Origin of the sequence: Chryseobacterium sp. RLHN22 (assembly GCF_051011795.1) — a bacterium.
Classification (GTDB): Bacteria; Bacteroidota; Bacteroidia; order Flavobacteriales; family Weeksellaceae; genus Chryseobacterium; species Chryseobacterium zhengzhouense.
Window position 1 is genome coordinate 1 of the sequence record NZ_JBPCHW010000011.1, and the last position, 26,228, is coordinate 26,228.

Annotated in this window: 24 protein-coding genes; 1 reads left to right on the forward strand and 23 read right to left on the reverse strand. The window is 34.6% G+C overall.

Features of this window, described 5'->3' with window-relative positions; genetic code table 11:
* Positions 1–205: 205 nt before the first annotated feature.
* Entirely contained in the window at positions 206–1,876 is a 1,671-nt protein-coding gene (locus ACR1PN_RS12070; protein ID WP_433980237.1) for an amino acid ABC transporter ATP-binding/permease protein, read from the reverse strand.
* Positions 1,866–3,608, reverse strand: coding sequence for an ABC transporter ATP-binding protein/permease (locus ACR1PN_RS12075; RefSeq protein ID WP_433980238.1), 1,743 nt, complete (start codon positions 3,606–3,608; stop codon positions 1,866–1,868). The genes ACR1PN_RS12070 and ACR1PN_RS12075 overlap by 11 nt, the downstream gene beginning before the upstream one ends.
* A gap of 246 nt (positions 3,609–3,854) precedes the next feature.
* Between ACR1PN_RS12075 and ACR1PN_RS12080 the strand changes: the two genes are divergently transcribed.
* Complete coding sequence (locus tag ACR1PN_RS12080; RefSeq protein WP_079466029.1) at positions 3,855–4,295, forward strand: RrF2 family transcriptional regulator; 441 nt, start codon at positions 3,855–3,857, stop codon at positions 4,293–4,295.
* A 15-nt stretch (positions 4,296–4,310) separates the two neighbouring features.
* On the opposite strand, the gene ACR1PN_RS12085 is transcribed toward ACR1PN_RS12080, so the two are convergent.
* The 21 genes from ACR1PN_RS12085 to moaCB all read right to left on the reverse strand — a co-directional run bounded on the left by ACR1PN_RS12085 (position 4,311) and on the right by moaCB (position 26,226).
* Positions 4,311–5,519, reverse strand: a complete 1,209-nt coding sequence (locus ACR1PN_RS12085) for a hypothetical protein (RefSeq protein WP_433980239.1) — start codon at positions 5,517–5,519, stop codon at positions 4,311–4,313.
* Positions 5,520–5,552: 33 nt separating this feature from the next.
* Positions 5,553–5,870, reverse strand: coding sequence for a DUF2149 domain-containing protein (locus ACR1PN_RS12090; RefSeq protein ID WP_228418942.1), 318 nt, complete (start codon positions 5,868–5,870; stop codon positions 5,553–5,555).
* Positions 5,871–5,884: 14 nt separating this feature from the next.
* The gene (locus tag ACR1PN_RS12095) at positions 5,885–6,484 is read right to left on the reverse strand and encodes a MotA/TolQ/ExbB proton channel family protein (protein WP_426473889.1); all 600 of its coding nucleotides are present in this window, start codon (positions 6,482–6,484) and stop codon (positions 5,885–5,887) included.
* A gap of 191 nt (positions 6,485–6,675) precedes the next feature.
* Complete coding sequence (locus tag ACR1PN_RS12100) at positions 6,676–7,359, reverse strand: hypothetical protein (RefSeq protein ID WP_433980240.1); 684 nt, start codon at positions 7,357–7,359, stop codon at positions 6,676–6,678.
* A gap of 3 nt (positions 7,360–7,362) precedes the next feature.
* Positions 7,363–11,598, reverse strand: a complete 4,236-nt coding sequence (locus ACR1PN_RS12105; protein WP_433980241.1) for a cobaltochelatase subunit CobN — start codon at positions 11,596–11,598, stop codon at positions 7,363–7,365.
* Positions 11,583–13,574: a TonB-dependent receptor plug domain-containing protein gene (locus ACR1PN_RS12110; RefSeq protein ID WP_433980242.1), complete on the reverse strand. Its 1,992-nt coding sequence runs from the start codon at positions 13,572–13,574 to the stop codon at positions 11,583–11,585. The genes ACR1PN_RS12105 and ACR1PN_RS12110 overlap by 16 nt, the downstream gene beginning before the upstream one ends.
* Positions 13,575–13,654: 80 nt before the next feature.
* Positions 13,655–14,269, reverse strand: coding sequence for an HmuY family protein (locus tag ACR1PN_RS12115; protein ID WP_072408830.1), 615 nt, complete (start codon positions 14,267–14,269; stop codon positions 13,655–13,657).
* A gap of 182 nt (positions 14,270–14,451) precedes the next feature.
* Positions 14,452–15,075, reverse strand: coding sequence for an ATP-binding cassette domain-containing protein (locus tag ACR1PN_RS12120; RefSeq protein WP_433980243.1), 624 nt, complete (start codon positions 15,073–15,075; stop codon positions 14,452–14,454).
* Positions 15,072–15,755: a molybdate ABC transporter permease subunit gene (modB, locus tag ACR1PN_RS12125; RefSeq protein ID WP_433980244.1), complete on the reverse strand. Its 684-nt coding sequence runs from the start codon at positions 15,753–15,755 to the stop codon at positions 15,072–15,074. Before modB ends, ACR1PN_RS12120 begins: the two co-directional genes overlap by 4 nt.
* A complete protein-coding gene (modA, locus tag ACR1PN_RS12130) occupies positions 15,756–16,502 on the reverse strand; it encodes a molybdate ABC transporter substrate-binding protein (RefSeq protein ID WP_228418940.1) in 747 nt (248 codons plus the stop codon).
* A gap of 159 nt (positions 16,503–16,661) precedes the next feature.
* Entirely contained in the window at positions 16,662–16,886 is a 225-nt protein-coding gene (locus ACR1PN_RS12135; protein WP_079466024.1) for a hypothetical protein, read from the reverse strand.
* A gap of 23 nt (positions 16,887–16,909) precedes the next feature.
* Positions 16,910–17,362 (reverse strand): hemerythrin domain-containing protein, encoded by a 453-nt coding sequence (locus ACR1PN_RS12140; RefSeq protein WP_433980245.1) that lies wholly within the window; start codon positions 17,360–17,362, stop codon positions 16,910–16,912.
* 61 nt (positions 17,363–17,423) lie between these two features.
* A complete protein-coding gene (locus ACR1PN_RS12145; protein ID WP_072408822.1) occupies positions 17,424–19,670 on the reverse strand; it encodes a nitric-oxide reductase large subunit in 2,247 nt (748 codons plus the stop codon).
* Positions 19,671–19,682: 12 nt separating this feature from the next.
* Positions 19,683–20,408 (reverse strand): iron-sulfur cluster repair di-iron protein, encoded by a 726-nt coding sequence (gene ric / locus ACR1PN_RS12150; RefSeq protein WP_433980246.1) that lies wholly within the window; start codon positions 20,406–20,408, stop codon positions 19,683–19,685.
* 246 nt (positions 20,409–20,654) lie between these two features.
* Positions 20,655–21,068 carry a c-type cytochrome gene (locus ACR1PN_RS12155; protein WP_072408819.1) on the reverse strand — a complete coding sequence of 138 codons (414 nt, stop codon included), beginning with the start codon at positions 21,066–21,068 and terminating at the stop codon, positions 20,655–20,657.
* Positions 21,069–21,087: 19 nt separating this feature from the next.
* Positions 21,088–21,651 (reverse strand): SCO family protein, encoded by a 564-nt coding sequence (locus ACR1PN_RS12160; RefSeq protein ID WP_433980247.1) that lies wholly within the window; start codon positions 21,649–21,651, stop codon positions 21,088–21,090.
* A 3-nt stretch (positions 21,652–21,654) separates the two neighbouring features.
* Positions 21,655–22,416: a formylglycine-generating enzyme family protein gene (locus ACR1PN_RS12165; RefSeq protein ID WP_433980248.1), complete on the reverse strand. Its 762-nt coding sequence runs from the start codon at positions 22,414–22,416 to the stop codon at positions 21,655–21,657.
* A 110-nt stretch (positions 22,417–22,526) separates the two neighbouring features.
* Complete coding sequence (gene nirK / locus ACR1PN_RS12170; protein WP_433980249.1) at positions 22,527–23,561, reverse strand: copper-containing nitrite reductase; 1,035 nt, start codon at positions 23,559–23,561, stop codon at positions 22,527–22,529.
* Between the two features lie 129 nt (positions 23,562–23,690).
* Complete coding sequence (locus tag ACR1PN_RS12175) at positions 23,691–24,122, reverse strand: RrF2 family transcriptional regulator (protein ID WP_072408812.1); 432 nt, start codon at positions 24,120–24,122, stop codon at positions 23,691–23,693.
* A 79-nt stretch (positions 24,123–24,201) separates the two neighbouring features.
* On the reverse strand, positions 24,202–25,158 hold the full coding sequence (locus tag ACR1PN_RS12180) for a DUF438 domain-containing protein (protein ID WP_433980250.1): 957 nt from the start codon (positions 25,156–25,158) through the stop codon (positions 24,202–24,204).
* Positions 25,159–25,320: 162 nt separating this feature from the next.
* Positions 25,321–26,226: a bifunctional molybdenum cofactor biosynthesis protein MoaC/MoaB gene (moaCB, locus tag ACR1PN_RS12185; RefSeq protein WP_433980251.1), complete on the reverse strand. Its 906-nt coding sequence runs from the start codon at positions 26,224–26,226 to the stop codon at positions 25,321–25,323.
* Positions 26,227–26,228: the final 2 nt, after the last annotated feature.

A 26,228-nucleotide genomic window follows, 5' to 3' on the forward strand; every position in this document is an offset into this window, starting at 1 on the left:
CATTACTTAACACCAAACCAAATGCACCAGCAGTCTGAATTAAAAATGAAAACCTATAAAACTAAAAACCAAAGCAAAAACGTTTTTGCTTTGGTTTAATTATTATTTTTATCCTATAATCTGTATCGAAGTTTTAGGACGAGACAATTTATATAAAAAAAAGGCTGTCTCAAAAGTGAGGCAGCCTCTTTTTTTTGTTGACTTATCATTTGCGAATCTCTGACATATTTAAATACTCTTCAGCAATTCCCTTTGTTGAAGTTCTATGCGTTACTAAAATTATAGTTTTATCTACTGAAGCCTCTTTAAGTGATTTTAAAATAATGCCTTCATTAAGACTATCTATATTGCTTGTAGGTTCATCTAAAAGTAAAAGCGGTGCATCATGCAAGAATAATCTTGCTAAACTTATTCTTTGTTTTTCTCCTGCAGACAGACGGTCTCCCAACTCTCCCACTCTAGTATCGTAACCATTTTCGAGCTTATTTATAAACTCATCTATACTCGCTTTTTTTGCGGCATTTTTAATATTCTCCAAATCTGCATTATAGTTACCAATACGAATATTCTCAGCAATGGTATCGTCTAGCAAAATAGGATTTTGAATAAGGTATGATTGATTAATCCTTAAAGATGATGTATTAATATGGTTTATATTTTCGTCTGATATTTTTATTGTTCCACTATCTGTTTCCCAAAAACGCATCATAAGTTTCAGTAAGGTAGATTTTCCGGAACCACTTTTACCATTGATGGAGAGAATTTTATTTTGTTCTAAATTTAAAGATAAACCGTTCAAAATATTTTCTTTTTGATAAGAAAAACTGATATTATCACATTCAAGTTTATTAAAAATAATATTAGAACCGTTTGTTATTTCATTTACTTCAGGCTGTTCATTAATTAAATCGATGATTCTTTTTCCGGAAGCAGAAACCAGTAGTAAAGTATTAGCGACATTCGAAAGCGCTAAAACAGGACCAAATGATGATAAAAGCGCAATCACGGGAATAATCATCGATGGGAAATCTATCTGACCTGTTTGATATAGCTTCCCCCCGAAAATAAGAATTAAAGCAGGAAAAAAAACCATTGCAAAACCATTCAATAAACTTGTTTGAAAGCCATATTTTTTCAGTTTCCGCTGATTATTCTTTAAGTCGGTTCCAATTTTAGAAATGGTATCAACTCTTTGTTTTTCAACACCAAACTGAAAAATCTCACTAATTCCTTTTAAAGTTTCATACATATAATCGTTGAGTTTAGAAAAACTTTCACGTTGCCTTATGCCGCTTTTCCTTCCTGCTTTTGAAATATATAAAGGTAAAAATACACCTACGAATAGATAGGTCAATAATGCAATTATACCAAATATCCAGTGAAATGATCCAATGAACAATACCATTACAATAGATACTATTCCGCCAATTATCATAGGTGATACCGTATGTGCATAGAAAACCTCCATAATCTCAACATCTGCTGTAACCATCGAAATAAGTGATCCTTTATCTCTGTTTTCTAATTTTGCAGGTGCGAGCCGACGCAAGGCAGAAAAAATTTTATCACGCAATAAGGCAAGTACGGTAAATGCAATAAAATGATTGCATAGTTGCTCTCCGTAACGCAGAAATCCTCTCAAAGCGGCAAACGTAAAACATAAAATGATGAGAACATTGAATGATAAAGGAACTTTAAACCCCAAAATATCTGCCATGGCATATGTTCCGAAAATTAGAATGAAAATAGCCATTAAAAAACCAATAACACCAGCGCTTACCGCCAAACACATATAGCCTGTAAGTGGTTTCACTAACTTTAGAAGTTCTAAAAAAAGATTCAGCATATTATCTTTTCTTTTATTACTATTTTGCATACTTTTCTAAATGTTTTTGATGTTGATATAAAATTGCATAGTCTTTCTGTGCATTAATAAGTTCTTCGTGAGTGCCCTGTTCTTTCACTTCTCCGTCTGACATATAATAAATATTATCAGAAAGTTTTACATTGGAAAGGCGGTGAGAAATAATGATAATGGTTTTCTCGCATGAGATTTTACGAATCAATTTCATGATAATTTCTTCGCTTTCTTCATCGATGTTAGAAGTTGCTTCATCAAATATTAAAATTTTAGGATCTTGAAGAAGGGTTCTTGCAATGGCAAGCCGCTGCTTTTGTCCTCCTGAAAAATTGCCGGCATTTTCAGAAAGATATGTTTCCAGCCCTTGTTGCTCATAGAGAAAATCATAAAGATGTACGTCTCTCAACAAAGAATCCATCTCTTCATTGGTTGCATTTGGATTTGCTATATGTAAATTTTCTTTGACAGTTCCTTTAAAAAAATAAGGATTATGAGTCAGCATATTGACCGTCATCATGCGGTTTTCCGTGGTAAGAAACTTATTCTCAATTCCTCCAATAATTATTTTACCCTGATAGCCAGTAACTGTTGCAATGAGTAAATTTGCAATTGTTGATTTTCCACATCCAGATTGCCCCACAATTGAAGTAATTTTTTTGTGAGGAAATTCCATATTCAAATGACTTATGATTTTATTCTTATCATATGAAGAACTAACTTCTTTCAGTTGTATGTCATAATCCAAATTCTCTATTGTTTGATTTGCCTGAGTATTCTCAGGAGCATCAAGAACATCCTTTATAAAAGTGCTAGCCCAGATTCCATTCATTGCAACATGAAATAATGAGCCCAAAATTCTTAATGGTACAAAGAAATCATAACAGAGAAGAATAATAAAAAATACTGCCAGAAGACGTATATCACCTTGTAAAACAAACATTGACATTTGATGATTTTTTAGTTGATACAAAGCTGTAACAATTCCGGCGGCAAGACCTCCAAATGCAATAATATCCATCATATTAATTGAATTAAGCTGCGATCTCAGCAGACTCATTGTCTTTTTACGAAAGTCTTCAGCTTTAAGATTCATTTGCAAATGTTTTTCTGCATCTAAATCATAACTTTTTAGCATGGTGAGGCCTTGTATATTATCTAAAAAAATGTGTCCAAGACTAAAGTAGCTTTTCCAATATTTACCTAATATTTTTTTTGCTATCCTCAATCCAATCCCTATCACTAATGGGATAATTGGTGATAGTAATAACAGAATAAGTGATGTTTTAATATTAATAAAAAAGCTGATCACAACCATTGTTAAAGTGGCCGCAATACTGTAAAACAACTGAGGCATAAAACCTGAATAATACGTTTGCAGTTGCTCAATACCCTCCCCGGCAAGCTGCATAATTTTGGAGGTAGAAATTTTCTGATTATAAGAAGGTCCAATCGAAATAATCTTTTTGAAAAATTTTTGGCGTAGGTCTATTTTAACACTTTCTGATAATTGATGTCCGTAAAGTTCAGCCCTTCTTTCAAATAAAAATTTGACCAACCAAAAACTCAGTACCGAGATAAAATATAAAAAATAATTAGGAGGTTGACCAATAAACAAATCATTTAAAAGCCGTGCAACTGAAAAAGAAATTAGAATGTTCATCAACAAAGCAAACCATCGAAAAAGAACGTTCAACAGAATATTCTTCTTAGTTCCCTGTACATAATGTAAAAGTTCTGAATTAAGCATATAATGAAGTTTTAAATTAATAGTATAAGACCTTTTTATCTTATTTTTTATATTAGTTAAGTTTTTTCCATACATTCAAATATTGAATCAGAAACAACGACATATTTCATAATGCTTTATTTCATCAATATGTCTGATAACAAAATTCAATTTCAATAGTAAGCTGATTACTTAAAGATTTTGTAATTTTATCACTATTTTTTTGGGTAGAAATATTCAAAAAACATTTTTAAATAATTATTATAAATGCTAATATTTTCTTATACCTGTCAATACGCTATTAAAGCCTGCATTGTTCTTGCTACAGAAAGAAAAAAGATAGGTATCATTGATATTTCTGAGCAAATAGGTACCCCAACATATTTCACCTCTAAAATCTTACAACAGCTCACTAAAAAACAGTTGATCTCTTCAGGAAAAGGAAAAGGAGGAGGATTCTATCTAACAGATGAGCAATTTGAAAATCTTACCATTCAAGATATCTACGAGAATTTTGAAGGTAAAGAAGTTCTCACTTCTTGTCTTTTGGGTTTAAAACACTGCAGCGGTGAAAACCCTTGTCCTATTCATCATCTTGCAGTTGCAGTAAGAGAAAAGGTCCTTATTATGTTCCAATATAAAATTAAAGATTTGAAAGATTTGGGAAGTGTATTTCAAATTATGAGTCAACCTCCTGAATTACTGTAATTTTTTTATATTAAATTATTTATTTTCAATTTTTAAAGATCGTATAAAAGTTAGGATTGAAATCATTATAACAACCGAAGCAAAGAGCAGCCAATATTTTGAGCTTAAAAAAGGAATGTAGAATATTGAAAAAATTCCGGATAAAGCTAAGATAAATTCGTTGCAAATAATTCCGAAAACCATTAATAACACACTGAATTTTAATACGAGATTTAGTTTTATCATTCTATTCTGCAAAATTCTCCAAACCAAAAATAGACTAACTCCCATCAATAAAACCAAATGCAGATAAGCTATAACAATGTTAATATTGCTAAAAGCAAAAATTCCTAAACTTGGAATTACCGATAAACTTTGAAGAATAAATTTTAGAATAAAAGCAAAACCAAAAACACAAAGAAGAAGTTTCTGTATAAAATTTTGACGCTTAAAAATATTCGTTTTTCTTATCCAATTCAAAAATGGAATTGCGCCGAAGAATTGAATTACGGAAATCAAGACAAAAAATCCATATAAAACTGAGTTCATTTCAATCCATAAAACGGACAATCCGTAACCGAAAAAACATCCGAAAAACAAAAGATAGAAAATGGTTTTGTTGAGTTTTTCCTTGATTTCAATTCCGATTTTTTTTAATGAAATCAACAATAATCCGATGCAGGAAAACAGGAAAAATCCGTTGTATTGATAATGCAAATAAAAGTAAGTGGAAGCTCGAAACAGAACATCAAACTCTTCTTTCTTGCTAGAAAAATACGCCAATCCGAAAATCCCGATTGCTGAAAATGTGGCAAAAAAAGCGCCTGATTTCAACCAGATAATTTCAGGATTTTCATTCGATTTTGTATCAATTAACAAAAAAATAAAATATGCAAACCCAGTAAACAAAGCAATCGACGCAAAGACAATCGACAACCAAAAATAGCCTCCATAAAGAAATGTAAACAACATTCCGTAGGAACCAATTTGATTGCAAATCATTAAATATTGATATTTCGCAAGATTGATTTTCTTGAAATTTTCACTTAAATATTTCGTCACAAAAAGAAAAATTCCCGCCGAAACCCAACCATAAAATGCAAAATGTGAATGCGATTCCTGCATAAATTTATGATTAAACCCAGACAAAGAAAAAGCCATATTGTAGCGCATCATCACACCGACGGTCGATACAACGAAGAAATTGAAAACGCAGATTTTTAACCAAAAATTAAAGTTTTTCATTTCTTATTCAGTACTATTTCTCAAAGTTAAAAATTACTCCGGAACATAAATAATTTCACCATTTTCCAGCTCATACGCGATTCCGATTTTCTTGCCTTTTTTGTCAGACGATTTTTTGTCTTCAGATGGTGTATATTTATTAATTTTTCCGCCTTCTTTGGTGATGATTTCCATATTATCTTTACCCGGATTTTTCACAACGGTGAAATCTTCTTTTGTGAAAACTTCCGACATATTCATATTCATCACCATTGCAACCATCAGAGCCACAGAGAAAACCATCGCAACATCAAAAAGATTTACAATCACACTCAACGGATCAACATCCTCTTCTACCCGAAATTTAGACATGCGTCTTTTTCTTCTCATTTCTGCAAATCTTGGGTTAAAACTTGGGCAACATAATCCAAATTATTGGTTTCTTTGGCATACCATCTTTGCTTGAATTGCAAAGTCACCAAACCGACAGCACTCACCACCAAACCGACAACCGTGGTCGCAAAAACCACTTGCATATTGTACGCCATACCAGAAATATCGCCCGAAGACAAACCAACCAAAGCGGGACTCATCGCTATCAAAGTTCCAATCAAACCCAAAACAGGTCCTAATTTTGCCAAAAGTTTGGAAACCGCAATGTCTTTTTCCGCTTCACCTTCAAAATTTGAAATCAAAAAATCAGAATAAGTAACATCCGGACGATGCGTGAGCAAATCTCTTAAATATTTAATATACAAAGAATTATCTTTTTTCGGCAAATTGTTTCTCAGATTTTCTGAGGTTTCAGAACTTAATGTTTTGATAGACAAATCCAGCAATTTGTCGTTTTTCTGTTTCGTGATAAACTGGTTGTAAAAACTGCCCGTAAGCAATAAAGATCGTACAAATAAAATCAGCAAAATGATGATATCGGGAATCAGCAAACTGTTGGCGACCCAAAAAAGTACTTTAGAAATTGTTTCCATTTTCGTTTTATTCTATTATTTTTTTAAATTATTTTTATGATTTGGGCAGCTATTTGACTACGTCGAAAGCAATTTTATATTTACTTTTTATGGCAGCTTTTACGCCTTCCACTCCCGCTTTTTTGCTCGTCATTCCTCCTCACAAAAAGAGCTCCATTCAAGTCGGGCTGCGAGCAATTCTGTGTTCCAGACTATGGTTTCCGAAAAAATTTCCACCAGATTTTATTAATGAAAAATCCTGCAAAAAATAAAAATCCAAACAACCCAAAAGTAAATCCTAACCTTTGGAAATTCAGAGGTTCATCTACTGCAACATAAACCATTTTTCCACTTGTTGTGACGATTAATCCAAGAATTGCAACAAACAAACTCATCAAAAAATGAATCTCCAATCTCAAATCTTTTTCAGGAACCAAATAGCGAATTCCGAAACTTAAACCGATTATCCAAACAATGACAATCACAGCAAAAAGCATCGATAAAACTTCAAAATCAAAACCTGTAAAAGTGAAAAAACTTTGTGTCAGGAGGTACAACAAAACAGGAAAAATCAACAAACCGGGATAAAATTTCAAAACCGAATTCCATTTGCTTTGTTTTCCATTCATATATTCCAGCAAAGCCGTAAAACAAAAACTGAGGCAAATTGCAGATTCCAGCGTTACCAAAATCGCAATATTGCTGAGAATCTCTGTATTTTGAAGATATTCTTTCATTTTCACCTGCGACTGTTCTATCGCAAAAGGATAGACAAAAAATAGAAATCCGCCGGCTAAAATCGCCATTACCAAAATCTGCCAGAATTTCCAAAAACTCAATTTCAGCAGTGTGTTGATGATGATGAAGAGAATCAATATGTCGATGATGATGTTCATAGATTATTGTTCGTTTTTTCTTCTTTTTCTTAAAACAAAAATCAAAATTCCGAATAAAATCACAACCACAGCTCCGATGAAAACGCCGTTCAGTTCAGTTTTTTCCTGTTGATCTGCAGTTTGTCTTTCTTCTTTTTTAAGAACTTTTCCGTCTTTAGAAATTTTCCCATCGTTCACGCCTTCTTTCATTTCCCGAATCTGTTCTTTATAAATTTTCGCATCTTCAGGAGAGCTGTTTTTAGAAATATAATCCTGTAATTTTGTATTGTCTCCAGCAAAACCTCCAGGTTCTGCGCCAAATTCTTTTACCAATTTCGTATGAAGCGAAGCAAGACCTTTCAATTGTTCTGCATTGGCTTTCCACATTCCTTTTCGGGAAGTTTCCAGCATTACGGCTGTCATTTCTTGCAAAGTGGCAGGATTTTCTTTCGTAAAAAATTCTTTCACGCCAAGATTATGAACGTCATTCATATAAGTATCATAGATTTCGTTCCACATTTCATTGTCAATAACTTCTGGTCTGGTTGCGTTCCAGCCGTAAGTATTGGTCACGATTTCTGTAATTTGCGATGCGCTGGAAGCTTTTCCTTTCATCACCTCATTAATATAAGTCGGGTTGAAAATCGTTGCTCTGGCTTCCACACCAATTGCTTCTTTCAGTTCCTGCATTCTCATATTATTTCGGTTTCGGTAATCTGCCAAATATGCGTCTGGATCTTTGCCCGTCACTTCTTTGATTGCCGTGTTCATTCCGCCCATAAATTCGTAAACGTGGTCCAAACTTATTGCGCCCCAAGTATTATTTTGACGAGGCTGAATAATGACATCCGTATTTTTAAGCGCCGCTCTCAACATTCCTTCGCTGTATTTTCCCCAATCTTTTTCCTGTCCGTAAGTTGCGCCCATATTGTAAATATATTGGTCGGCGATTTCCTTTTGGGAAGTCCATTTATCTCCTGCTGTAATCAGTTCTTTGATTCCTGTATCGTATCTTCCCTGCAAACCTCCGAAAATCCTTTGCTTCGACATTTCCCGCGCATCTTTTGGTGGAACTCCGTTGGCTACCAATTGTTTTTCAATATCTAAAGTTCCTTTATTAACTTGATTTTCAAAACCTTCATCTTTTGCATTCGCTGCTAATTCGATGGCTTTAGAAATTAAGAATAATCGTGAAGTCGCCAAATCTCTAAACTGACCAGAAGTCTGAATAATCACATCAATTCTTGGTCTTCCCAATTGTTTTGATGGAATCAATCTCACATCCGAAACTCTACCGTAAGTATCTCTCACAGGCTCGGTTCCCAACATGTATAAAACCTGCGCAATGGAAACACCTTCCGTTTCTACAAACTCACTGCTCCAAAATGTATAACAGATTTTTTTAGGAAATTCTTTATGTTTTTTCTTGTATTCGTCCAGTGTTTTTTGAGCTAAAGTCACGCCTCTGTCCCATGCAATTTCTGACGGCGTAGATTCTGCATTTACGGAATATAAATTATGCCCAGTTGGAACAGCATTCGGATTTGCAACTGCGTCTCCGCCAGAAGAAGGCGCAATGTAACCGCCGGATAAAGCGTTTAGCAAAGTCTGCAATTCAAATTCAGGGCTTTTTAGAAGATTTTCTTTGTAGCGCAAAACATTGGTCAAAGTTCTGTCGATTTCCAAAATTGCCCTCGCTTTATCCTTCATCGCTTTTGGAATTTCAGGTTTTTTGGAATCTGCAAAAGATGGCTTTCCTGATGGTTTTTCAGCATTTGGTTTTCCTGAATATTTCTGATTTCCGGATTTTGCAAAGTCTGGTTTTTGACCTTTCATTTTACTTAAATTCGGTTTTCCTTTTCCTGATTTTTTATCTAAAAACGCAGGTCGCATTTTTGGAGGATTCAAAAGCAATTTGGATTTTTCTAATTCATCCATTTTAACACCAGCAACAGAGCTTACAAATTCTGGAGAAACTTGTTTTCCATTTAAAATTTGATTCACTAAAACTTTCGCAGGATTCAAATATTTTTGATTAAAAAAAGCTTTATTTTTCAGTTGAATATCCGTTACTTTTCCATTCATTTTATCCAATGAAGCTAAACTGTAAGCAATTGGATCTGCGCTCATCGCCAAAACGGTAGAATTTATTTTTTCTGATTTATAAGCTTGTCCAGCAACATAAAATTCACCATTGATTTTTTCCGTAGAAACTTCTTCAGCAAAATTATCCAGCTTTTCGATTTCCATTTCAGAATAAGGTTTTGTGAGAATACTGTCTAATCTCAAACTTCTGTGAAGTCCCATTTTAACAGCCATTTTCTTAACCTCGATAGAAATTTCAGGTTTATTTTTAGCATCCGTTTTATGATAAAATCTAATCTTATCTTGCAAACTTCGGAAGTAATTTCGCATATCGCTTTCTACAAAAGCTGGCGTTAAATAAGAAATCGTTGTTGCATAAGTTCTTCGTTTAGCCATCATACTTTCGCCGATATTTCCAATCGTGTAATAGTAAAAATGAGGAATCGTTCCGACCAAAATATCGCCCCAATCGTTTCCGGAAAGAGCAACTTGTTTGTCTGGCGTAAATTCTAAACTTCCGTGCGTCCCGAAATGAAGCATTGCATCTGCTTTAAACTCTTTCTGAGCCCAAAGATAAGCGCCCAAATAAGCGTGAGTTGGAGGTTCTTTTACGCCGTGAGTAATTTTAAATTCATCATCACCAATCGCTGCAGATGGTTGTGGAAGCAATGCTATGTTACCAAAACGAACCGCAGAAATTGCGAGATAAGATTTTTCGTTTTGATTGATATTCATAAAATCTCCCGGTGCAGAACCATATTTTTTGATGACATCATCATAGGATTTTTTGCTTAATGAAGATTTCAGCCAAGAATCATATTTCGAAGATTCTATCAAAGTCGGTTTTCCATTTTTCACAAATTCCTCGAAATGACCTTTCGCTTTTGGACTGAAAATACTCCCTTGTTTTTGAATAATATTTTCAAATTCTTTCTCGGTTTCGGGAAGCCCGTTCAGGTTGTAACCTTCAGCTTTCAATCGCTTCAGAACGTTGTAGAGAGACTCTGTACCTTCCATTCCTTGTGCGTTCAGCGTGTTTTTTCCTTCACCTTTAAAATAATAGACCGCAACTTTTTTATCCTGATTTTTTATGTTTTTCAAATCAATAAAATTATTTACGATTTGGGTGAATTTTGCCAATCTGTCAGGAATCGTTTTAAACAAAAACATTCCGTCTTTGGTTTTTTCCTGAGCGATGAGAACATAAGGATAAATCGCGCCGTCCAATTCCGGCATTACGATACATTGCCCCATAAATCCACCGACCATTCCCATTGCATCTTCCAACCATTTTTCTTCCAACTGCAAAATAGAAAGTGGTGTGAAAAACGGAATATTTCTTTGTTTCAGCCAATTGACAGCTTCGTCGGGATTTCCCATTGTGAGACGACCGTGTGGAAAATAGACGACTGCATTTGGATTTATTTCTGATAAAAATCTGATTCTATCGGTGAAAGAAGCAACAGGATAAACATTCAAACCGGACTTTTGAAATGAGACAATAATGCTGTCCAAATACTGCTTGTTTCCGCTAAAAGGATCGTGAATACCAGAAATCAAAGCTACTTTTGGTGCACCTTCTTTATAGAAATTATTTTTTTTGAGGTAATCTTCATAAGATTTAATATCGTTAAAAGCTACTTTCTCATCAATATGGAAATAGACATTTTCTTTACTCGCAATCGCATCTTTAGGATTGGTGACGAATAGTTTTTTACCATCAATATCCTTTCGGATGTAGCGAACCAGATTTTGATAATTTTCTTTATTTCCGCTTTCGAGATAAGACGAAACTTTCTTCAGTTGAAGCGAATCTAAACTGTTGATATTATTTTCAGGATTCGTAACCGAAGTGAAATGCATCGGTACTTCTTTGGAAATCTTAGTTAGTTTTGCACGTTGTTTGTCATCGATTTTAAGTCCCATTCCGAAACCGAGAACAAAATCATAATTCTTGAGTTTATCGATATTATCCAAAGAAACTTCCTTAAATTTTATCATTTTATCCTGATTCGACAATGCGATATTCGACGCTTGATACGGCTGAAAATTGACCAAAGCAATGCGTGTTGCAGATGCAGTTGATTTCCAAATAAACCAACCTGCGAAAAGTAAAACGATGGCAAGACCAAAGTAGATTGCCTTTTTTTTGTTTTTAATTAATTGAGATCCCATTTTAATCCTATATAATATGTTCTGCCAGGCGAAATGCTGGAGTAAAAACTTGAAAATTTGGTTTTATAATCAAATAAATTATTGATTCCTGCGCTTGCTGTAAAATTTAAAAGCAAAGGCGCAGACAACTGCAATCGCCAGATCGAATATGGCTCGTAGTAAATTTTGTATTCTTCTGTGTGCGTATCGCTTCCCGTTGTGTTATCAACATCTGTGATATCCGCAGTTCCGAACGTATTCATACTGCTGAAATATTTTCCACTGAAACTAATTGTTGAAGCATATTTTTTGAGAAAATCCAAAGTATAATCCGCTCTCACAGTCGCTGTATGCGGTCTTGTTATCGATCTTTTTTGTGGATTTTCATAAACATAAGTATAGGCACCTTTCAACAACAATGATTTTCTCAAACGATAAGACAAAGAAACTTCACTGCTGAAAACATCGGTTTTCCCAACATTTATGTACTGAACGGTATCGCTGGAAACCCAATTTGCATTGATTTTGTCCTGAATTTTGGAATATTGAGCCATCAATGTGATGTTCAGTTTTTTGAAATTTAAGTCCGAAGAAATATTGAAATTGTTGCTTTTCTCCGCTTTCATATTGTTGTTTCCAATGATCTGAAAACCGCCACCATAAGGATGAAACCAATCGGTGTACAATTCTTTCAGCGTCGGTGCTCGGAAACCTCCGGAATATCCACCTCGAAGAGTCATATTTTTATTGACTTTGTACATTCCCGACAAACGAAAAGTCGGATGTCCTTTGAATTGTGAATGATAATCGTATCTCGCACCTGTAACCAAGGTAAAAGCATCTGCCAATTTCCATTCCTGCTGTGTGAAAAGTGAATAATTCTGAGCATCTCTTTTCGCACCAGAACCATCACTCACAAACATAAATGTGAGCAAATCTTCAGAAAAAGCTTCTGCACCGGCAACCAAAGAATGTTTTCCGAAAAGTTGAACATCGTAAATGGAACCAACTCGCCAGATTTTGTTCTCGTAGTTTTTATCTTTTTGATTTAATAATTTATAAAAATCGAATTTCTGATACTCATCATAACTTCCTGATACAACCAAATTGCTGTTCTCGCGAAGCTGAAAACTTGTCTTCATCCCAGTTCTGAAATTATGAAACTGATCCCGAACTTTAAAGCCATCCAAACCACCCATATTTCTCTCCTGAAAGTAAAAACCTGTATTGATTTCTGTCTGGATTTTTGGCGTAATTTTTGTGGAAACATTCGGACTGAAACCGTAATCTGTATATCCAGCAATGTAGGTACTGCTCAGTTTTTGTTCCACAATATTTCCGTGGGTGTAATCTTGTTTTAACGCTTCTGTATCAGTCAATAAATAAGGATCTCTGCTTTTATAAAACGCTGAAAAACCTGCACTTCCCCATTTTTGTTTTGTTCCGAAAGTTAAATTGTAATTCTGATCTTTATTGCTTCCGTATAAAGCCGAAGCACTGCTCTGCAAAGGTTTTTTAAGCTTTTTAGTAATGATATTGATGACACCACCAATCGCATTGGAGCCATACAAAGAAGACGACGCTCCTTTCACGATTTCCACACGCTCGATGTTGTTCATATCAATTCTGTTGTAATCGATATTATCAAAAGTTTCCCCTGCCATTCTTTCGCCGTCAATCAGAAAAAGAACATATTTCCCGCCAAATCCCATCATATTGATGTTTGCGTGACCACCATTATTAGTAAATTCTACACCCGCCAATTCTTGCTCCATAAAATCACGAAAATTTGCCATTTTCGATTTCTCAATCGCTTCAGAAGTGATGACTTGTGTGGTTACAGGAACGTCTTTCAGTTTTCTTTCGGTTCTGGTCGCCGTTACTACAACTTGCTCAATATCTTTGTATTGTTCTTGTTTTTCGGAAAGATTTTCAGTCTGAGACCAGAGAATATTTGAAAGAAATATCAGTGGAAGAATTATCAGTTTTTTTAGCATCTCCATTCTTTTTTAAATGAATTGCTGAAACATATCCAACAATTCATTTCATTCAATAACCCGAGATTAATTTGTTGATTTTAAAAAGCAGAACCGCCTTCAGCATTGTATTGGTATTTGAAACTTACGTGACCAGCAGTGTTTGTTGCACTTTTATTATCGTAAATCTGTAGTTTCACAAATTTTCCAGAAGCCGATTTCACAACATACACAAAATTATGAACCGTATATTTTGGTGGCGGACTGCTTGTATCGACTGTTAACCAAGTTGTTAAAGTTTGAGAAAACGGTTGATCTTCCTCCGTGATTCCAGTTCCTGTAAACGCAGTTGTGATTTTTCCAATTTCGTCTTTCACGTATCCGGAAGTTGGTGCAGAAATGATGGAGTTCCATTCAGTTTTGTTTGTGTTGATTGCTTCGCCACTCCCTTTTCCAGATTTTCCACCATTCAGTTTTACATCACCTCTGTGGAAAGCGATGTCCCAATTATTATCATTTTGAGGATCTGAAACGGTAACAATTTCATTTTTTGAAAATGAAAAATAAATCCAGTTGGTGTACGATCTTGCATCTAAAAATTGATGCGTTTTGATTTCTCCTGCTGTTGCAATATCTTCTTCTCTATCGTCGCTACTGCTACATGAAGTGAAAATTAGAAGCACTAATAAAAGAGCAAAAATTGATTTTAATTTCATAATGTATAAATTATTTTTACAAAGGAATTAATTTTATTTATACTTAATAAAAATAGCAATATGATAAGAGTCATAAATAAGACATTTTTGTCTTATTTTAAATTTCAAAGCAGTTTTATGAAGAAAATAAAGAATTATTAAAATTTAATGATGAATAAAGTTTAGAGGATAAAAACTTTATATTAACTGATTATCAAATTTTTGAAACTAACATTTTGAAATTCGCCTTGGTTATGACTGATCATAAAAATCGTCGAATCTTTATCTTGATTAATTTTCAAAATTTCTTCCATCATCGAGTGTCGTAAAGATGCATCAACAGCTGATAGTGGTTCGTCAAGCAAAATAATTTCGGCATTTTGAGCCAACGCTCTCGCTAAGGCAACTCTTTGCTGTTGTCCGCCAGAAAGCTTTGGAGGAAAAACATTTTCCAGAATTTTCAGATTAAATTTTTCTAAATAATAATCGATTATTTCTAGGTTTTTGTCTTTTTGTGCAAAAGTGATATTTTGCTTTACCGTCATATTCGGAAACAACGCGTAATTCTGGAACATTATCGAAATATTTCGCTTTTGAGGAGACAGAAAAATTCGGTTTTCGGTATCTAACAAAATGGAATTATTGACTTTAATAATGCCAAAATTCGGAGTAATAATTCCTGCTAAAATCTTGAAAAAAGTGGTTTTTCCAATTCCGGAATCGCCCGAAATGTAGATAAAACTTCCCTTTTCAATCACTTCACTAACCTCCAGAAATTTGCTTCCGGAAGAAGTGAAAATCTGATGTTTTATATTCAATTCAATCATCGGAAAGTGGTAAAATTAATTTTTCGATTGATACCGTAAATCAACAATAAAATCAAAAAAGAAACGATGAAAAGTATGAATGCATAACGGTTTGCAACTTCAAAATTCAGCGCCTGAACCTGGTCGTAAATCGCGACAGAAGCGATTCTTGTTTCTTTAGGAATATTTCCGCCGACCATAATGACAATACCAAATTCACCGATGCAATGGGCAAAAGTGAGCGCAATTCCTGTAATAACAGACGTTTTGACATTAGGAATAAGAACTTTAAATAGAGTTGTAATTTTAGATTTTCCCATAGTGTAAGAAATTTGGCGCAAATCATCATTCAATGCAGAAAAGCCGTTCTGCAAAGGCTGAATCATAAACGGAAGATTCGCGATAATGCTCGCAACCACAATTCCGTTAAAGGAAAATGCGAGGCGAACATCAAAAAATTCCTGCAAAACATTTCCGAATGCATTTTCGGGGCTGAAGGCGACCAACAAGTAATATCCCATCACTGTTGGTGGCAAAACCATTGGCATACAGATTAAAGTTTCGACGATAAATTTCAATTTAAACTTTGAATAAGCAAGCCAATATGCAATCGGAACACCGGTGAATATCAGAATCGTTGTTGTTATCAACGCTAATTTTCCGGTGAGTAATAAAGTGTAAATAAAATCCTGATCAAGCATTTACTTTGAAATTTTTGTTTGATAACCGTACTTTTCCCAAGTTTGGCTGGCTTTTTTACTTTTAATAAAATCAAAAAAATCTTTTGCTTCGGTTTGATTTTTACTTTTCAAAACAATTCCGCTTTGGGCGATTGGTAAACATTCGCTTGCTGATAATTCGTAGAAATTTCCTCGTGTCATCATTCCTTTGTTCTTTGCATTGGAAAGTGCGATGAATGCGATATCTGCGTTTCCTGTTGAAGCAAATTGTGCGGACTGATTGATATTTTCTGCCCAAACAATTTTGTTTTCAATTTGAGAATAAATTCCCATTTTTTTCAAAGCTTCGACCGTATTTTTTCCATAAGGTGCAAGATCTGGATTGGCGATAGCTATTTTTTTTATTTCAGGATTTAAAATCAGTTTCAAACCTTTGGAAACATTGGCTTTTGAACTCCATAAAGCCACTTTTCCAAAGGTGTAAATTTCAGAATTTCCAGAAGTTTTATTTTTACTTTTTAACTTATCTGGAAAAGAAGAATCGGCTGACAGAAACAAATCGAAAGGTGCTCCATTTAAAATCTGCTGAACCAGCAAACCCGACGAACCAAAAGTAATTTCGACTTTTTTATCAGGATTTTCTTTCATATAAATCTGTTTCAATTCTTCCAAAACATCCCGAAGATTAGCTGCTGCTGCAACTGAAATTGTAAAGTTTTGTGTCGACTTTTTTGTAAAATCAGATTCAGTTTTTTTACAATTTAACATTAAAATTGTTGCTAAAAATAAGCAAAAAGAAAGTCTTAAATAAATCCAATTTTTCATAAAATAAACGAAAAGAAAGATTTAAAATAAGACTTTCTTATCCTTTTCAAAGATAAGGCTATCCATTGAAAATTCAAAAATATTTTGTGGGGATTTGTAAGATCAAACCAATTTTTCCAAAGTTTTGCATTTTTCTTTATCACCAGATTTCACGACTGAAATATCAATATATTTTACCGTTCCCTGACTTGCTTCTTCAAATTGTTTAGCTTTTTTATCTGCGTAACCATAAGTGTAACCAACTGCTATTACAACTTTATGGCCGTTACAGTCACCCATCGCCAAATAAAGATAGTCGCCCAATCGTGATTGAATATGAATGCTCATGTTTTTAATTTAAATTCAATAATTTATTTCCAGAATTCATCTTGATAAAAATCATTTTCTTTTTGATGTATTTGCTCAAGTTGAGCTCCAATATTATTCAGTTTCACATCAGATAAATGTTCTTCTAAATGAGGAAAATACATCCGCTCTTCGAAACGAATATGATTGCTTAAAGCATCCGCAAAATCTCCTAAAATACGGATATCGTTAGTTTGATTCATAGTATTGATCAACTTACGGATCTCGATGTGTTCTTTTTCCATCTGAATCTGAAGAATATTGTTTTCAGTTTCGGGAAGTACGAGATCTTCGATTTCAAAATGACGACTCAGATTTTCCTGCCAATAGTAATTGATGTATTTTTTTATTCTGTCATAAGAAACATTCTTTTTGATCCCTTGACGAATTTTCCAGCTGCAAAGCAATCCGAAATGATGATCTCGGGAAAGCGGGACTAAGTTTTCGTTTCTTTTCATATTTTAAAATTTAAAAGAACCACCACTACAAAAGTGGCAGTTCTCAGGATTAAATAATTGATTATCTTTTATCTTTTAAAGACCAGCCGGTTTTCAGTCCGATAATGAAAATTACTAACAGCATTTCTCCTATTGCCAATAAAATATCACCCGGAACACGTAGCCATCTCAATGTATGCATCATATCGGTTTGCATAAATTCGGCGGAACGTGCATACCAATACCCTTCTTTAATTGAGGCTACAGATTGCATAATTCCTATCGGCAGCAAACTTATGGTTACCATCACCAATAATCCGATATTAGTTAACCAAAAAGCCCAACCGATCAGTTTATCATTCCATTCTCTGTCCGGATACAATCCTCTCAACATAAACATCATCAAACCAATTCCCAGGATTCCATACACTCCAAATAGTGCAGCATGGCCGTGAACTGCAGTGGTATTAAGCCCTTGAATATAGTACAATGCTATCGGTGGATTAATGGCAAATCCGAAAATACCTGCTCCTAAGAAATTCCAAAAACACATTGCAATGAAACAGTAAATTGGCCACTTATACGCTTTGATCCATTTGGTAGATTTACTAATTTGGTAATTTTGATACGCTTCAAATCCTATTAAAACCAACGGAACAATTTCGAGTGCACTAAATGTTGCTCCCAAAGCCAGAACTGCTGTTGGTGTTGCACTGAAATATAAATGGTGGAACGTCCCCAAAATACCTCCGGCAAGGAAAATAATTGTAGAAAATAATACTGCGTGAGTTGCTGCTTTTAATCTTAGTAATCCTAATCTCGTAAATAAAAACGCAGCTACAACGGTTGCAAATACTTCAAAGAATCCTTCTACCCAAAGATGAACCACCCACCATCTCCAATATTCTGCAATTGCCATGTGGGTTTGTCTTCCATACATCAATCCTGCACCATAAAATAATGCGATTGCCACTGCGGAAAGTGTAAAGAGTAATAATAAATGTCTGTCGCCATCTTTCTTTTTCAATGCTGGTAAAAGAGCTCTTACCATTAAAATTAACCAAAGAATTAATCCCACTAACAATAAGATCTGCCAAATTCTTCCCAATTCTACGTACTCATAACCAGAATGTCCCCAAAGGAAATTATCTACATAGCCCAACTTTTGCATCACGCCTAACCATTGTCCGGCTAATGAGCCAAAAACTACGATCAATAGGGCTCCAAACAAAATATTGACACCCAAAACCTGATATTTTGGCTCGTATCCTGAAACTGCAGGAGCGATGTATAATCCTGTCGCTAACCAAGAAGTTGCAATCCAGAAAATAGCTAATTGCACATGCCAGCTTCTCGAAATTGACTGCGGTAAAAACTCATCGAGCGGAAAACCATAGAACCCACTTCCTTCAACTCCGTAATGCGCTGTGATGACACCTGCAAACATTTGCACTAAAATCAATAAAGCAACAACCCAAATGTATTTTAAAGTTGCACGCATCGAAGCTGTAGGTTTCATACTTCTCAAAGGATCTTCCAATGGAAGCATTTCACTGATCTCTTCTTCTTTATTTTTAGCGTGATAGAAAACCAACAACCCAACGCAACCTAATAACATTAATACACTGAATCCAGACCACAAATGCAGCGATGGTGGAGGAATATTTCCTATCAGTTCATCATGAGGCCAATTGTTGGTGTATGTAATTCCTGTGTCTCCGGGACGATCTGTGATACAAACCCAGGCTGCCCAAGAGAAAAAAGCATTCATTTTTGCCATCCTCTCCTCAGTTTTCACTGTATTTTTAGGAATGGCATAATGGTCACGAAGCTGATTCATCTCCGCATCATTCATAAATATCTTAGCATAATATTCTGCTAATTCTGCCTGTACTTTAGCTCTTTCAGGAGAAATTACAATCGTCTGAGTTGCCTCATCTAAAGTGTTTTTTCGGATTTCTCTTTTCAGAAGTACCTTATATCTTGCCTGCTCATCATCGGGAAGATCTTTATAAGTTTTCCCGTCTTTTTTTGCCAATTCATCTAATAAAAGCAGAGATTCGCGATGAAGGTAATCTGCGCTCCAATCGGGTGCAATATAGGCTCCGTGCCCCCAAATACTCCCAACAGTCTGTCCACCGATCGACTGCCAAACATTTTGACCATCTTTTATATCTTGCCCTGTTGCCATAACTGTTCCATCAGCTGTAACAACTTTATCGGGAACCGGAGGGATTTTCCTGTAAATATCTACACCGTAGTAAATCAAAACGGCAAATGATCCGATAATAACGGCAGCAAGCCAGGTCCATAACTTTTTAGTTGTCATAATCTTCTCAATTTAGTGTTCTACTGAAAATTCTTTTTCTAATTGAATCGCTTTTGGAAAGAGAATATTATTTTCTAAATGAATATGTTTATGAAGATCATTTTCAAAATCCTGAAGCATTGCAAATGTTACTTTATAGGTATTACAAGCATCTGCAGGAGGTGTATATTCATCTGTAAGTTCTGCAATTTTTCTTAATCGCTCTCCTTCAACAGTATGCTCGTGCTTCATCATATTTACCGGGTTTTCTACCGATCCAAATGGAGGTTGCGGAATTGCCATTCCTTCTATTTGCGCTCTAACCATATTTTTAACAAATGGGAAAAGCATTAACTCTTCTTTTTTCATGTGTGAAGCCAAATCCTGTGCAGATGCAAAAAACAGATCCCTGATCTCGAATAACTCAGGATGCAGGGCACCATGAACTTTACATAACTTATCCAAAAATTGTTTCAAAACAGGTGTTTTTTCTTCCACATAGCGGTGATGCGTTTTTTCTACGTAATCTGCTAAAAGATCTAATGGCCAACTGTTGAAATCAATAGAATTACCATCAGTCTTCGGAAGATTTTCTATGTCTGAATAAATTTGATCACTATCTAAATTTCTCGGACCACACGCTTCTTCTATCGTTCTACCTCCTTTACAACAAAAATCGATGCCATATTTTTTGAATATCGCAGCAGTTCTAAAATCTTCTGCTACAATGTCTCCTATAAAGTCTGTCTGTGTATTCATAATTTAATACTTTTTTATCTTTTATTATTTTAAAATTTTTTTGTTTTTTCACTATTGCTTTGTTTCAATTACAGATTTTTAAAATAAAAACTGTAACTCAATTATTTCAAAAGCCACTCTCTTTCATGGCATTACGATAATTATAAATTCAGCAAGTAAAAAACATGGATTCGTAATGCCAGAGAGAAAAGTGAGATCAAAACAGGTTCAGCTGTTTTAACTTCCAAATATTATATAAATATTTATCTATTTTTTTAAAGAAAGAATATATTTTACCATCTTCTGAGCATTTTCTTTACTCATTCCTGAGTGAGGTGTCATTGGGATATCTCCCCAGTTTCCTTTTCCGCCATCAATGATTTTCTGCGCAAGCATATCAATATCAGCTTCTGTATATTTTGCTGCAACATCCTGATATGATGGACCAACCAATTTAGCGTCTACTTTATGACATGACAGACAATCCATTCCTTCTAACAACTCTTTTCCTTCGGCTTCGGGTGTTAATGTTTCAGATTTAGATGCCATTGCTGCAGAATCTATTGTCTTAGGCTCTTCAAGCATTACATTAGATTCTACCGCTGTTTCTGTTGGCTTTTTATCTGAGCATGAGATCATTGTGAGTGCTGATAAAACTGCACCTAATACTACCTTTTTCATTTTTCAATTTTTTTATAATTTATAACTCTAGTTGCTTTTTAATTTCTTTTGCAGTGCGTTGAATATTGTTATCGAGGCCTTCTTTCTGGTAAGCCAGTGTACCTTTTTTTGAATACACACTAATAATATTGGAGTGCGAAAATTCAATAGGAGAAATCTCTTTATACTTCACGGCAATAATATTGGCAATTTCCCTTGTATCGTTTTCGTTGCTGCGGATAAACATCCATTCTTTTTCATCAAGCTGATGGGTTTTTAGATAAGCCTTCATAACTTCAGGAGTATCTGTTTTAGGGTCAATAGAAATCAATAAATATTCGATATTATCAGGATCTACTTTTCCAACTTCTTTTGCTATTTTTTTCATTTCCGCAGTCAGCCTCGGACAAGCAGTTTTACATGAGGTAAAAATCATTGTCGTTACAATTACTTTCCCTTTAAGATCTATAAAGGAAATTTTACTTCCATCCTGTTTTTCCCATACTGACCCCACGTTGTAAATCGAGTCGGGACTTATAATCTCTTCTTTTTTGCTGCACGACAAAATTGAAAATGCAAACAAAAGATATAGTAACCGTTTCATTTTTTATTTATTTAAATTTTTTGCACATCTGAATCCTAAGTTATTAAGACAATAATCAGCTTTAAGGCTCCCTCTGAGTGCATATCTCACGAATCCGGCATAATTTCTAAGATCACTAGAAGTGATGGCAGCACCTGCACAGAAAAGAGATTCGTTTGTCGTATTATCCTTGCGGGATTCTCCGCTCATCATTACAGAATTAAAATCAAATGTCCATTCCCAAACCATTCCATACATATCATAAACACCATAATAATTAGGTAAATCTTGTTTGATAACTTGCTTATTTTTATTCTTTTTCTGATATGATTTTAAAATATAGTCCGTAAACTCAGGTTTCTTAGAAGCATTTTTTGAATTACGATCTGCCAATGCTGTAAATTCCCATTCGTCAATTGTAGGTAATCTTTTACCAACACTTCTTGCATACTCTTTAGCTGCGTACCAGGAAACATTTGTAACTGGTGCATCCGGACTTACATTTTCGGGTATTTCGTAATCACTTTTCCAATGTTGAAGATATGAGCTGTCTGCATAAAGACGTTTTACTTTACTTTTGGTCCATTGAGGATTTGCTTTAAGAAATCTGAGATAGTCTGCATTGGTAACCGGGCTGTCGTCCAGATAAAAGGTTTCTACTTTTACAGTTCTTCCTGAATCTTTACCTATAAAAGCTTCATAGACACCTCCGTCAATTCTTACCATTTTTTTTGAGTTGGAGACATATTTTAAATGGCTATGAACATCCGGAGATTTTTCTTGCATATTAGAATGTCTGGAACAAGAAAACAGGGTTACGGCAATTGCAAAAAACATACTCACCACAATTCTCATTATTTCTATATTTTAGATCCTCAATGTAACCTTAAGTAATTTTAGTTTTTTTTGTAAACCGCAGGATTTTCAGCTCCGGTGATTTTAATTTTACCTAAAGCACCTTTATTAAAGGCTCTGAAAATCGCATGATCCACAATCACATACTCACCGGGAACTGTCGCTTTAAACTCTACGATTGAAGCTCCGCCCGGAGGAATTACCGTTGTTTGTACATTCTCATTAATTTTACTTCCACCTTCTATGTATACTTTATCGAAAATTTCACCAATAACATGGAATGATGATGTCATATTTGGTCCACCATTTCCAACATAGAATCTTACGGTTTCACCTACCTTGGCCTGAAGCTCATTTGCACCTAACAGGGCACCTGTATTACCATTGAATACAATATAATCAGGATGTTCGGCAATAGCTTTATCCATATCAAATTCCTGAAGACCTTTGTCTCCAAATTTACCTTTGGTATAGAAATCACCCTGCATAATGTAGAATTCTTTGTCCACTTTTGGCAGTCCACCTTCCGGTTCAATTAAAATCAAACCATACATTCCGTTGGCAATATGCATTCCTACAGGTGCAGTTGCACAATGGTAAACGTATAACCCCGGATTGGTTGCTTTAAAAGTAAACACGGCTTCTTTTCCTGGCGCAACAAAAGTTGCTTCTGCTCCACCTCCGGGGCCGTTTACCGCATGTAAATCTATATTGTGAGGAAAGGTTGAATTTTCGTTATTTTTAAGATGAAGTTCAATGTCATCTCCCACTCTTGCTCTGATGAAACTTCCGGGAACTGTTCCGTTGAACGTCCAAAAATTATATTGCGTTCCATCTGCAAGTTCGCCCACTTTTTCAATGGTTTCAAGTCTGACGATAACTTTTTTTGCAGCACGGTTACCAATGGGTAAGGGAACATTAGGTGCTACTGTAAACTTGTATTCTTCGGTAGTTCCGTCAGTTTTGATCTGTTCTGCATCTTGCTTGTTTTCAGATGAAGCAGATTCGTTTTGTTTGCAGGAATTCAAACTAATGAATGCAGACAAAACAGCTGTTACTAAGAGTGATTTTCTCATTTTGTATAGATTTACAAAGATTCTCATGTTTTAAAATAATTAAATTTAAATAATATATAAATACCTTAAAGTATTTTATTATTTGATAGTTTTTATATTCAAAATTATTATCTTTTTAATTATTTAAGTTTATTTTTTTAGAAAAGTCAATTTCAAATCTAGATTTTTAACAAACATTTCGATTTTAGAATTTTCCAGCATATCTTTTATTTTCTGGCGAATATGCTTAAAATCATTATGAATAGGACAAGGATGATCTTCCGAACATTCTTTAAGACCGAGACCACAACCCGAAAAGAGTTTATCTCCATCTATTTCTCTCACGATATCAGCTACAGACTGTTCAAGATCTTTTCCTTCCATGTAAAAACCTCCGTTGGGTCCTTTTGCTGATTGTACAAAGCCCTTTCTGCTGAGATCCTGTAATATTTTAGCAATAAAATATTCCGGAGAATCTATCCCTGATGAAATATCTTTAATCCCCACCCTACTTCCGTCCTTAGACTTCTGTGCGATAAATATCAAAGCTCGAATGGCGTATTCACAGGTTTTAGAAAACATTTGCTATTTTTATAATACAAAGATAAAAATCTATTTTGAAATAAAAGACAATTTAGTATTTTATTTTAAATGATAATTATCATTCCCATTCCAAAAGTCTTCGCTCCCCTTCAATTTTTTTTGTCTCAGAAATATCCTGCGACATCTCAATTACGCCACGATAATTTTTTTCCGAATCACGGACTGCAAAATATCTAACATAAATCAGTTTATCTCGGTAATTAAACCAAAACGAAGCTTCATTTTGTTCACCTTTTCTGAAAGCTTCTAAAATTTTCAGTACCGTATCAACACTTTTCGGAGGATGGCAAAAACGAACTTCCCTTCCTATAATACCAGCACTTCTGGGAAAAACACGCTCTTCTCCACGGTTATAGAAAATTACACGATCGTTTTCATCTACATACGTTAGATCTAATGGCAAAGTTCTGAACAACAGATTTACCTGCTCTACCGTCATATATCCTTCATCAAAATGTGATGCATTTTCATCAAAAACAACCTCTGTTCTCAAAGTCGTATCTTCGGAGGGATAAACATATTGTACTTCATCAGGATATTTTGCAGGTGATTCATTCAGCATCCAGCCTATTTCGTTTTCACCTTCACGCATTTTTATCCATTCCTCATCTGAGAGAATATCCATCGCATTGGGGAACAGTACTCTTTTTTCAACTTCCATCAGGTTTTTCAGATTCTGACCCGCATATTCTATATTTTGTTTAGCAGAATCTAAATCTTTATCGTCAATATTTTTTCTGATTATTCTGAAAATATCCCGAATCGTATCATGAAAAGACCACATATTTCTTGAAGGCCCTGTCCAGCCCTTTTGTTCTAAAAAGGGAAACAACTGATTTTCTTTTCGCTCAAACCTTCTTTCTACAGTTGCTAAATGATTGAAAAGGTTATAAAATTTCTGAAACTCTTCGTTCGGATTTGTATTAATTAACTCTTCCAACAGAGTGATGATTAACACCTCTTCAACCAAATAGGTATGAACGGGATGACCTGCTTTAAATTGTTCTTTGACCATTTTTAAATTTTAAATAAAATATTAATATCTTTTTATCTTTTAATTTTAAAGAAAAACCTTTGACTTTCCTTTTTTACTATTTAGATAATGACAAATTTAAGGTTTGAATTCCAAATAAAAGACTTTTTAGTATTTTATTATTCTGATAAATATCAGTTTACTTTAATGTTTTCCTCCGTTCAAAATTTTATAGATATGTAAAATTCCAGGGAAGATGGCATCCATAGATTCTTCCGCACCTTTTGTAGAGCCGGGAAGTGCAATAATCAACGTATCGCCAATCATTCCGGCAAGACTTCTGGAAAGCATAGAATAAGGAGTTCGCAATTGCCCGTAGCTTCTGATTGCTTCGGCAATTCCGGGAATTTCTCTGTCTAAAAGCGGACGAACTGCTTCTGGTGTAACGTCTCTTTTTGAAAGTCCGGTTCCGCCTGTAATCATTATTAGGTCAATCCCATTTTCAATATCAGACTTTATTTTATTTTGAATTTCTAAAACTTCATCAGGAATAATTACATAATCATTTGTCTTTACATTATTCTTTTCTAAAGATGAAATAATTGCTTTCCCTGCTTTATCTTCTTTTTTTCCTGCAAAAATACTGTCGGAACAAACAATTACAGAAGCATCGATACCTTCTCCCGAATCTTTGATATCAGATTTTCCGCCCTTTTTCTCAATGAGTCTGATATTTCTGATTTCAATGTTTTTATCGATTGGCTTCAGCATATCGTACATTGTAAGCGCTACAACGGATGCCGAGTGCATTGCCTCTACTTCCAAACCCGTTTTATAAATCGTGTGAATCTCTGAAGTAATATAAATATCAAGATCTCTAATTTCAAACTGTATGGAAGTATATTCTATCGGAAGCGGATGACAATCAGGAATCATGTCACTTGTTTTTTTTGCTGCAAATAATCCTGCTGTTTTTGACATTTCAAAAACATTGCCTTTAGGAACTTTGTTGTTAACTATTGCATCAATTGTATCTTGTGAACTAACGCTCAGTACAGCTTCGGCTAAAGCTTTTCTGAGAGTACTATTTTTGTGAGTAATATTAACCATTT

What these genes read in the sequence shown, in the direction of transcription:
- ACR1PN_RS12070 (WP_433980237.1), bottom strand. Translation starts at nt 1,876, where the DNA reads ATGCAAAATAGTAATAAAAGAAAAGATAATATGCTGAATCTTTTTTTA.
- ACR1PN_RS12075 (WP_433980238.1), bottom strand. Translation starts at nt 3,608, where the DNA reads ATGCTTAATTCAGAACTTTTACATTATGTACAGGGAACTAAGAAGAAT.
- ACR1PN_RS12080 (WP_079466029.1), top strand. Translation starts at nt 3,855, where the DNA reads ATGCTAATATTTTCTTATACCTGTCAATACGCTATTAAAGCCTGCATT.
- ACR1PN_RS12085 (WP_433980239.1), bottom strand. Translation starts at nt 5,519, where the DNA reads ATGAAAAACTTTAATTTTTGGTTAAAAATCTGCGTTTTCAATTTCTTC.
- ACR1PN_RS12090 (WP_228418942.1), bottom strand. Translation starts at nt 5,870, where the DNA reads ATGTCTAAATTTCGGGTAGAAGAGGATGTTGATCCGTTGAGTGTGATT.
- ACR1PN_RS12095 (WP_426473889.1), bottom strand. Translation starts at nt 6,484, where the DNA reads ATGGAAACAATTTCTAAAGTACTTTTTTGGGTCGCCAACAGTTTGCTG.
- ACR1PN_RS12100 (WP_433980240.1), bottom strand. Translation starts at nt 7,359, where the DNA reads ATGAACATCATCATCGACATATTGATTCTCTTCATCATCATCAACACA.
- ACR1PN_RS12105 (WP_433980241.1), bottom strand. Translation starts at nt 11,598, where the DNA reads ATGGGATCTCAATTAATTAAAAACAAAAAAAAGGCAATCTACTTTGGT.
- ACR1PN_RS12110 (WP_433980242.1), bottom strand. Translation starts at nt 13,574, where the DNA reads ATGCTAAAAAAACTGATAATTCTTCCACTGATATTTCTTTCAAATATT.
- ACR1PN_RS12115 (WP_072408830.1), bottom strand. Translation starts at nt 14,269, where the DNA reads ATGAAATTAAAATCAATTTTTGCTCTTTTATTAGTGCTTCTAATTTTC.
- ACR1PN_RS12120 (WP_433980243.1), bottom strand. Translation starts at nt 15,075, where the DNA reads ATGATTGAATTGAATATAAAACATCAGATTTTCACTTCTTCCGGAAGC.
- modB (WP_433980244.1), bottom strand. Translation starts at nt 15,755, where the DNA reads ATGCTTGATCAGGATTTTATTTACACTTTATTACTCACCGGAAAATTA.
- modA (WP_228418940.1), bottom strand. Translation starts at nt 16,502, where the DNA reads ATGTTAAATTGTAAAAAAACTGAATCTGATTTTACAAAAAAGTCGACA.
- ACR1PN_RS12135 (WP_079466024.1), bottom strand. Translation starts at nt 16,886, where the DNA reads ATGAGCATTCATATTCAATCACGATTGGGCGACTATCTTTATTTGGCG.
- ACR1PN_RS12140 (WP_433980245.1), bottom strand. Translation starts at nt 17,362, where the DNA reads ATGAAAAGAAACGAAAACTTAGTCCCGCTTTCCCGAGATCATCATTTC.
- ACR1PN_RS12145 (WP_072408822.1), bottom strand. Translation starts at nt 19,670, where the DNA reads ATGACAACTAAAAAGTTATGGACCTGGCTTGCTGCCGTTATTATCGGA.
- ric (WP_433980246.1), bottom strand. Translation starts at nt 20,408, where the DNA reads ATGAATACACAGACAGACTTTATAGGAGACATTGTAGCAGAAGATTTT.
- ACR1PN_RS12155 (WP_072408819.1), bottom strand. Translation starts at nt 21,068, where the DNA reads ATGAAAAAGGTAGTATTAGGTGCAGTTTTATCAGCACTCACAATGATC.
- ACR1PN_RS12160 (WP_433980247.1), bottom strand. Translation starts at nt 21,651, where the DNA reads ATGAAACGGTTACTATATCTTTTGTTTGCATTTTCAATTTTGTCGTGC.
- ACR1PN_RS12165 (WP_433980248.1), bottom strand. Translation starts at nt 22,416, where the DNA reads ATGCAAGAAAAATCTCCGGATGTTCATAGCCATTTAAAATATGTCTCC.
- nirK (WP_433980249.1), bottom strand. Translation starts at nt 23,561, where the DNA reads ATGAGAAAATCACTCTTAGTAACAGCTGTTTTGTCTGCATTCATTAGT.
- ACR1PN_RS12175 (WP_072408812.1), bottom strand. Translation starts at nt 24,122, where the DNA reads ATGTTTTCTAAAACCTGTGAATACGCCATTCGAGCTTTGATATTTATC.
- ACR1PN_RS12180 (WP_433980250.1), bottom strand. Translation starts at nt 25,158, where the DNA reads ATGGTCAAAGAACAATTTAAAGCAGGTCATCCCGTTCATACCTATTTG.
- moaCB (WP_433980251.1), bottom strand. Translation starts at nt 26,226, where the DNA reads ATGGTTAATATTACTCACAAAAATAGTACTCTCAGAAAAGCTTTAGCC.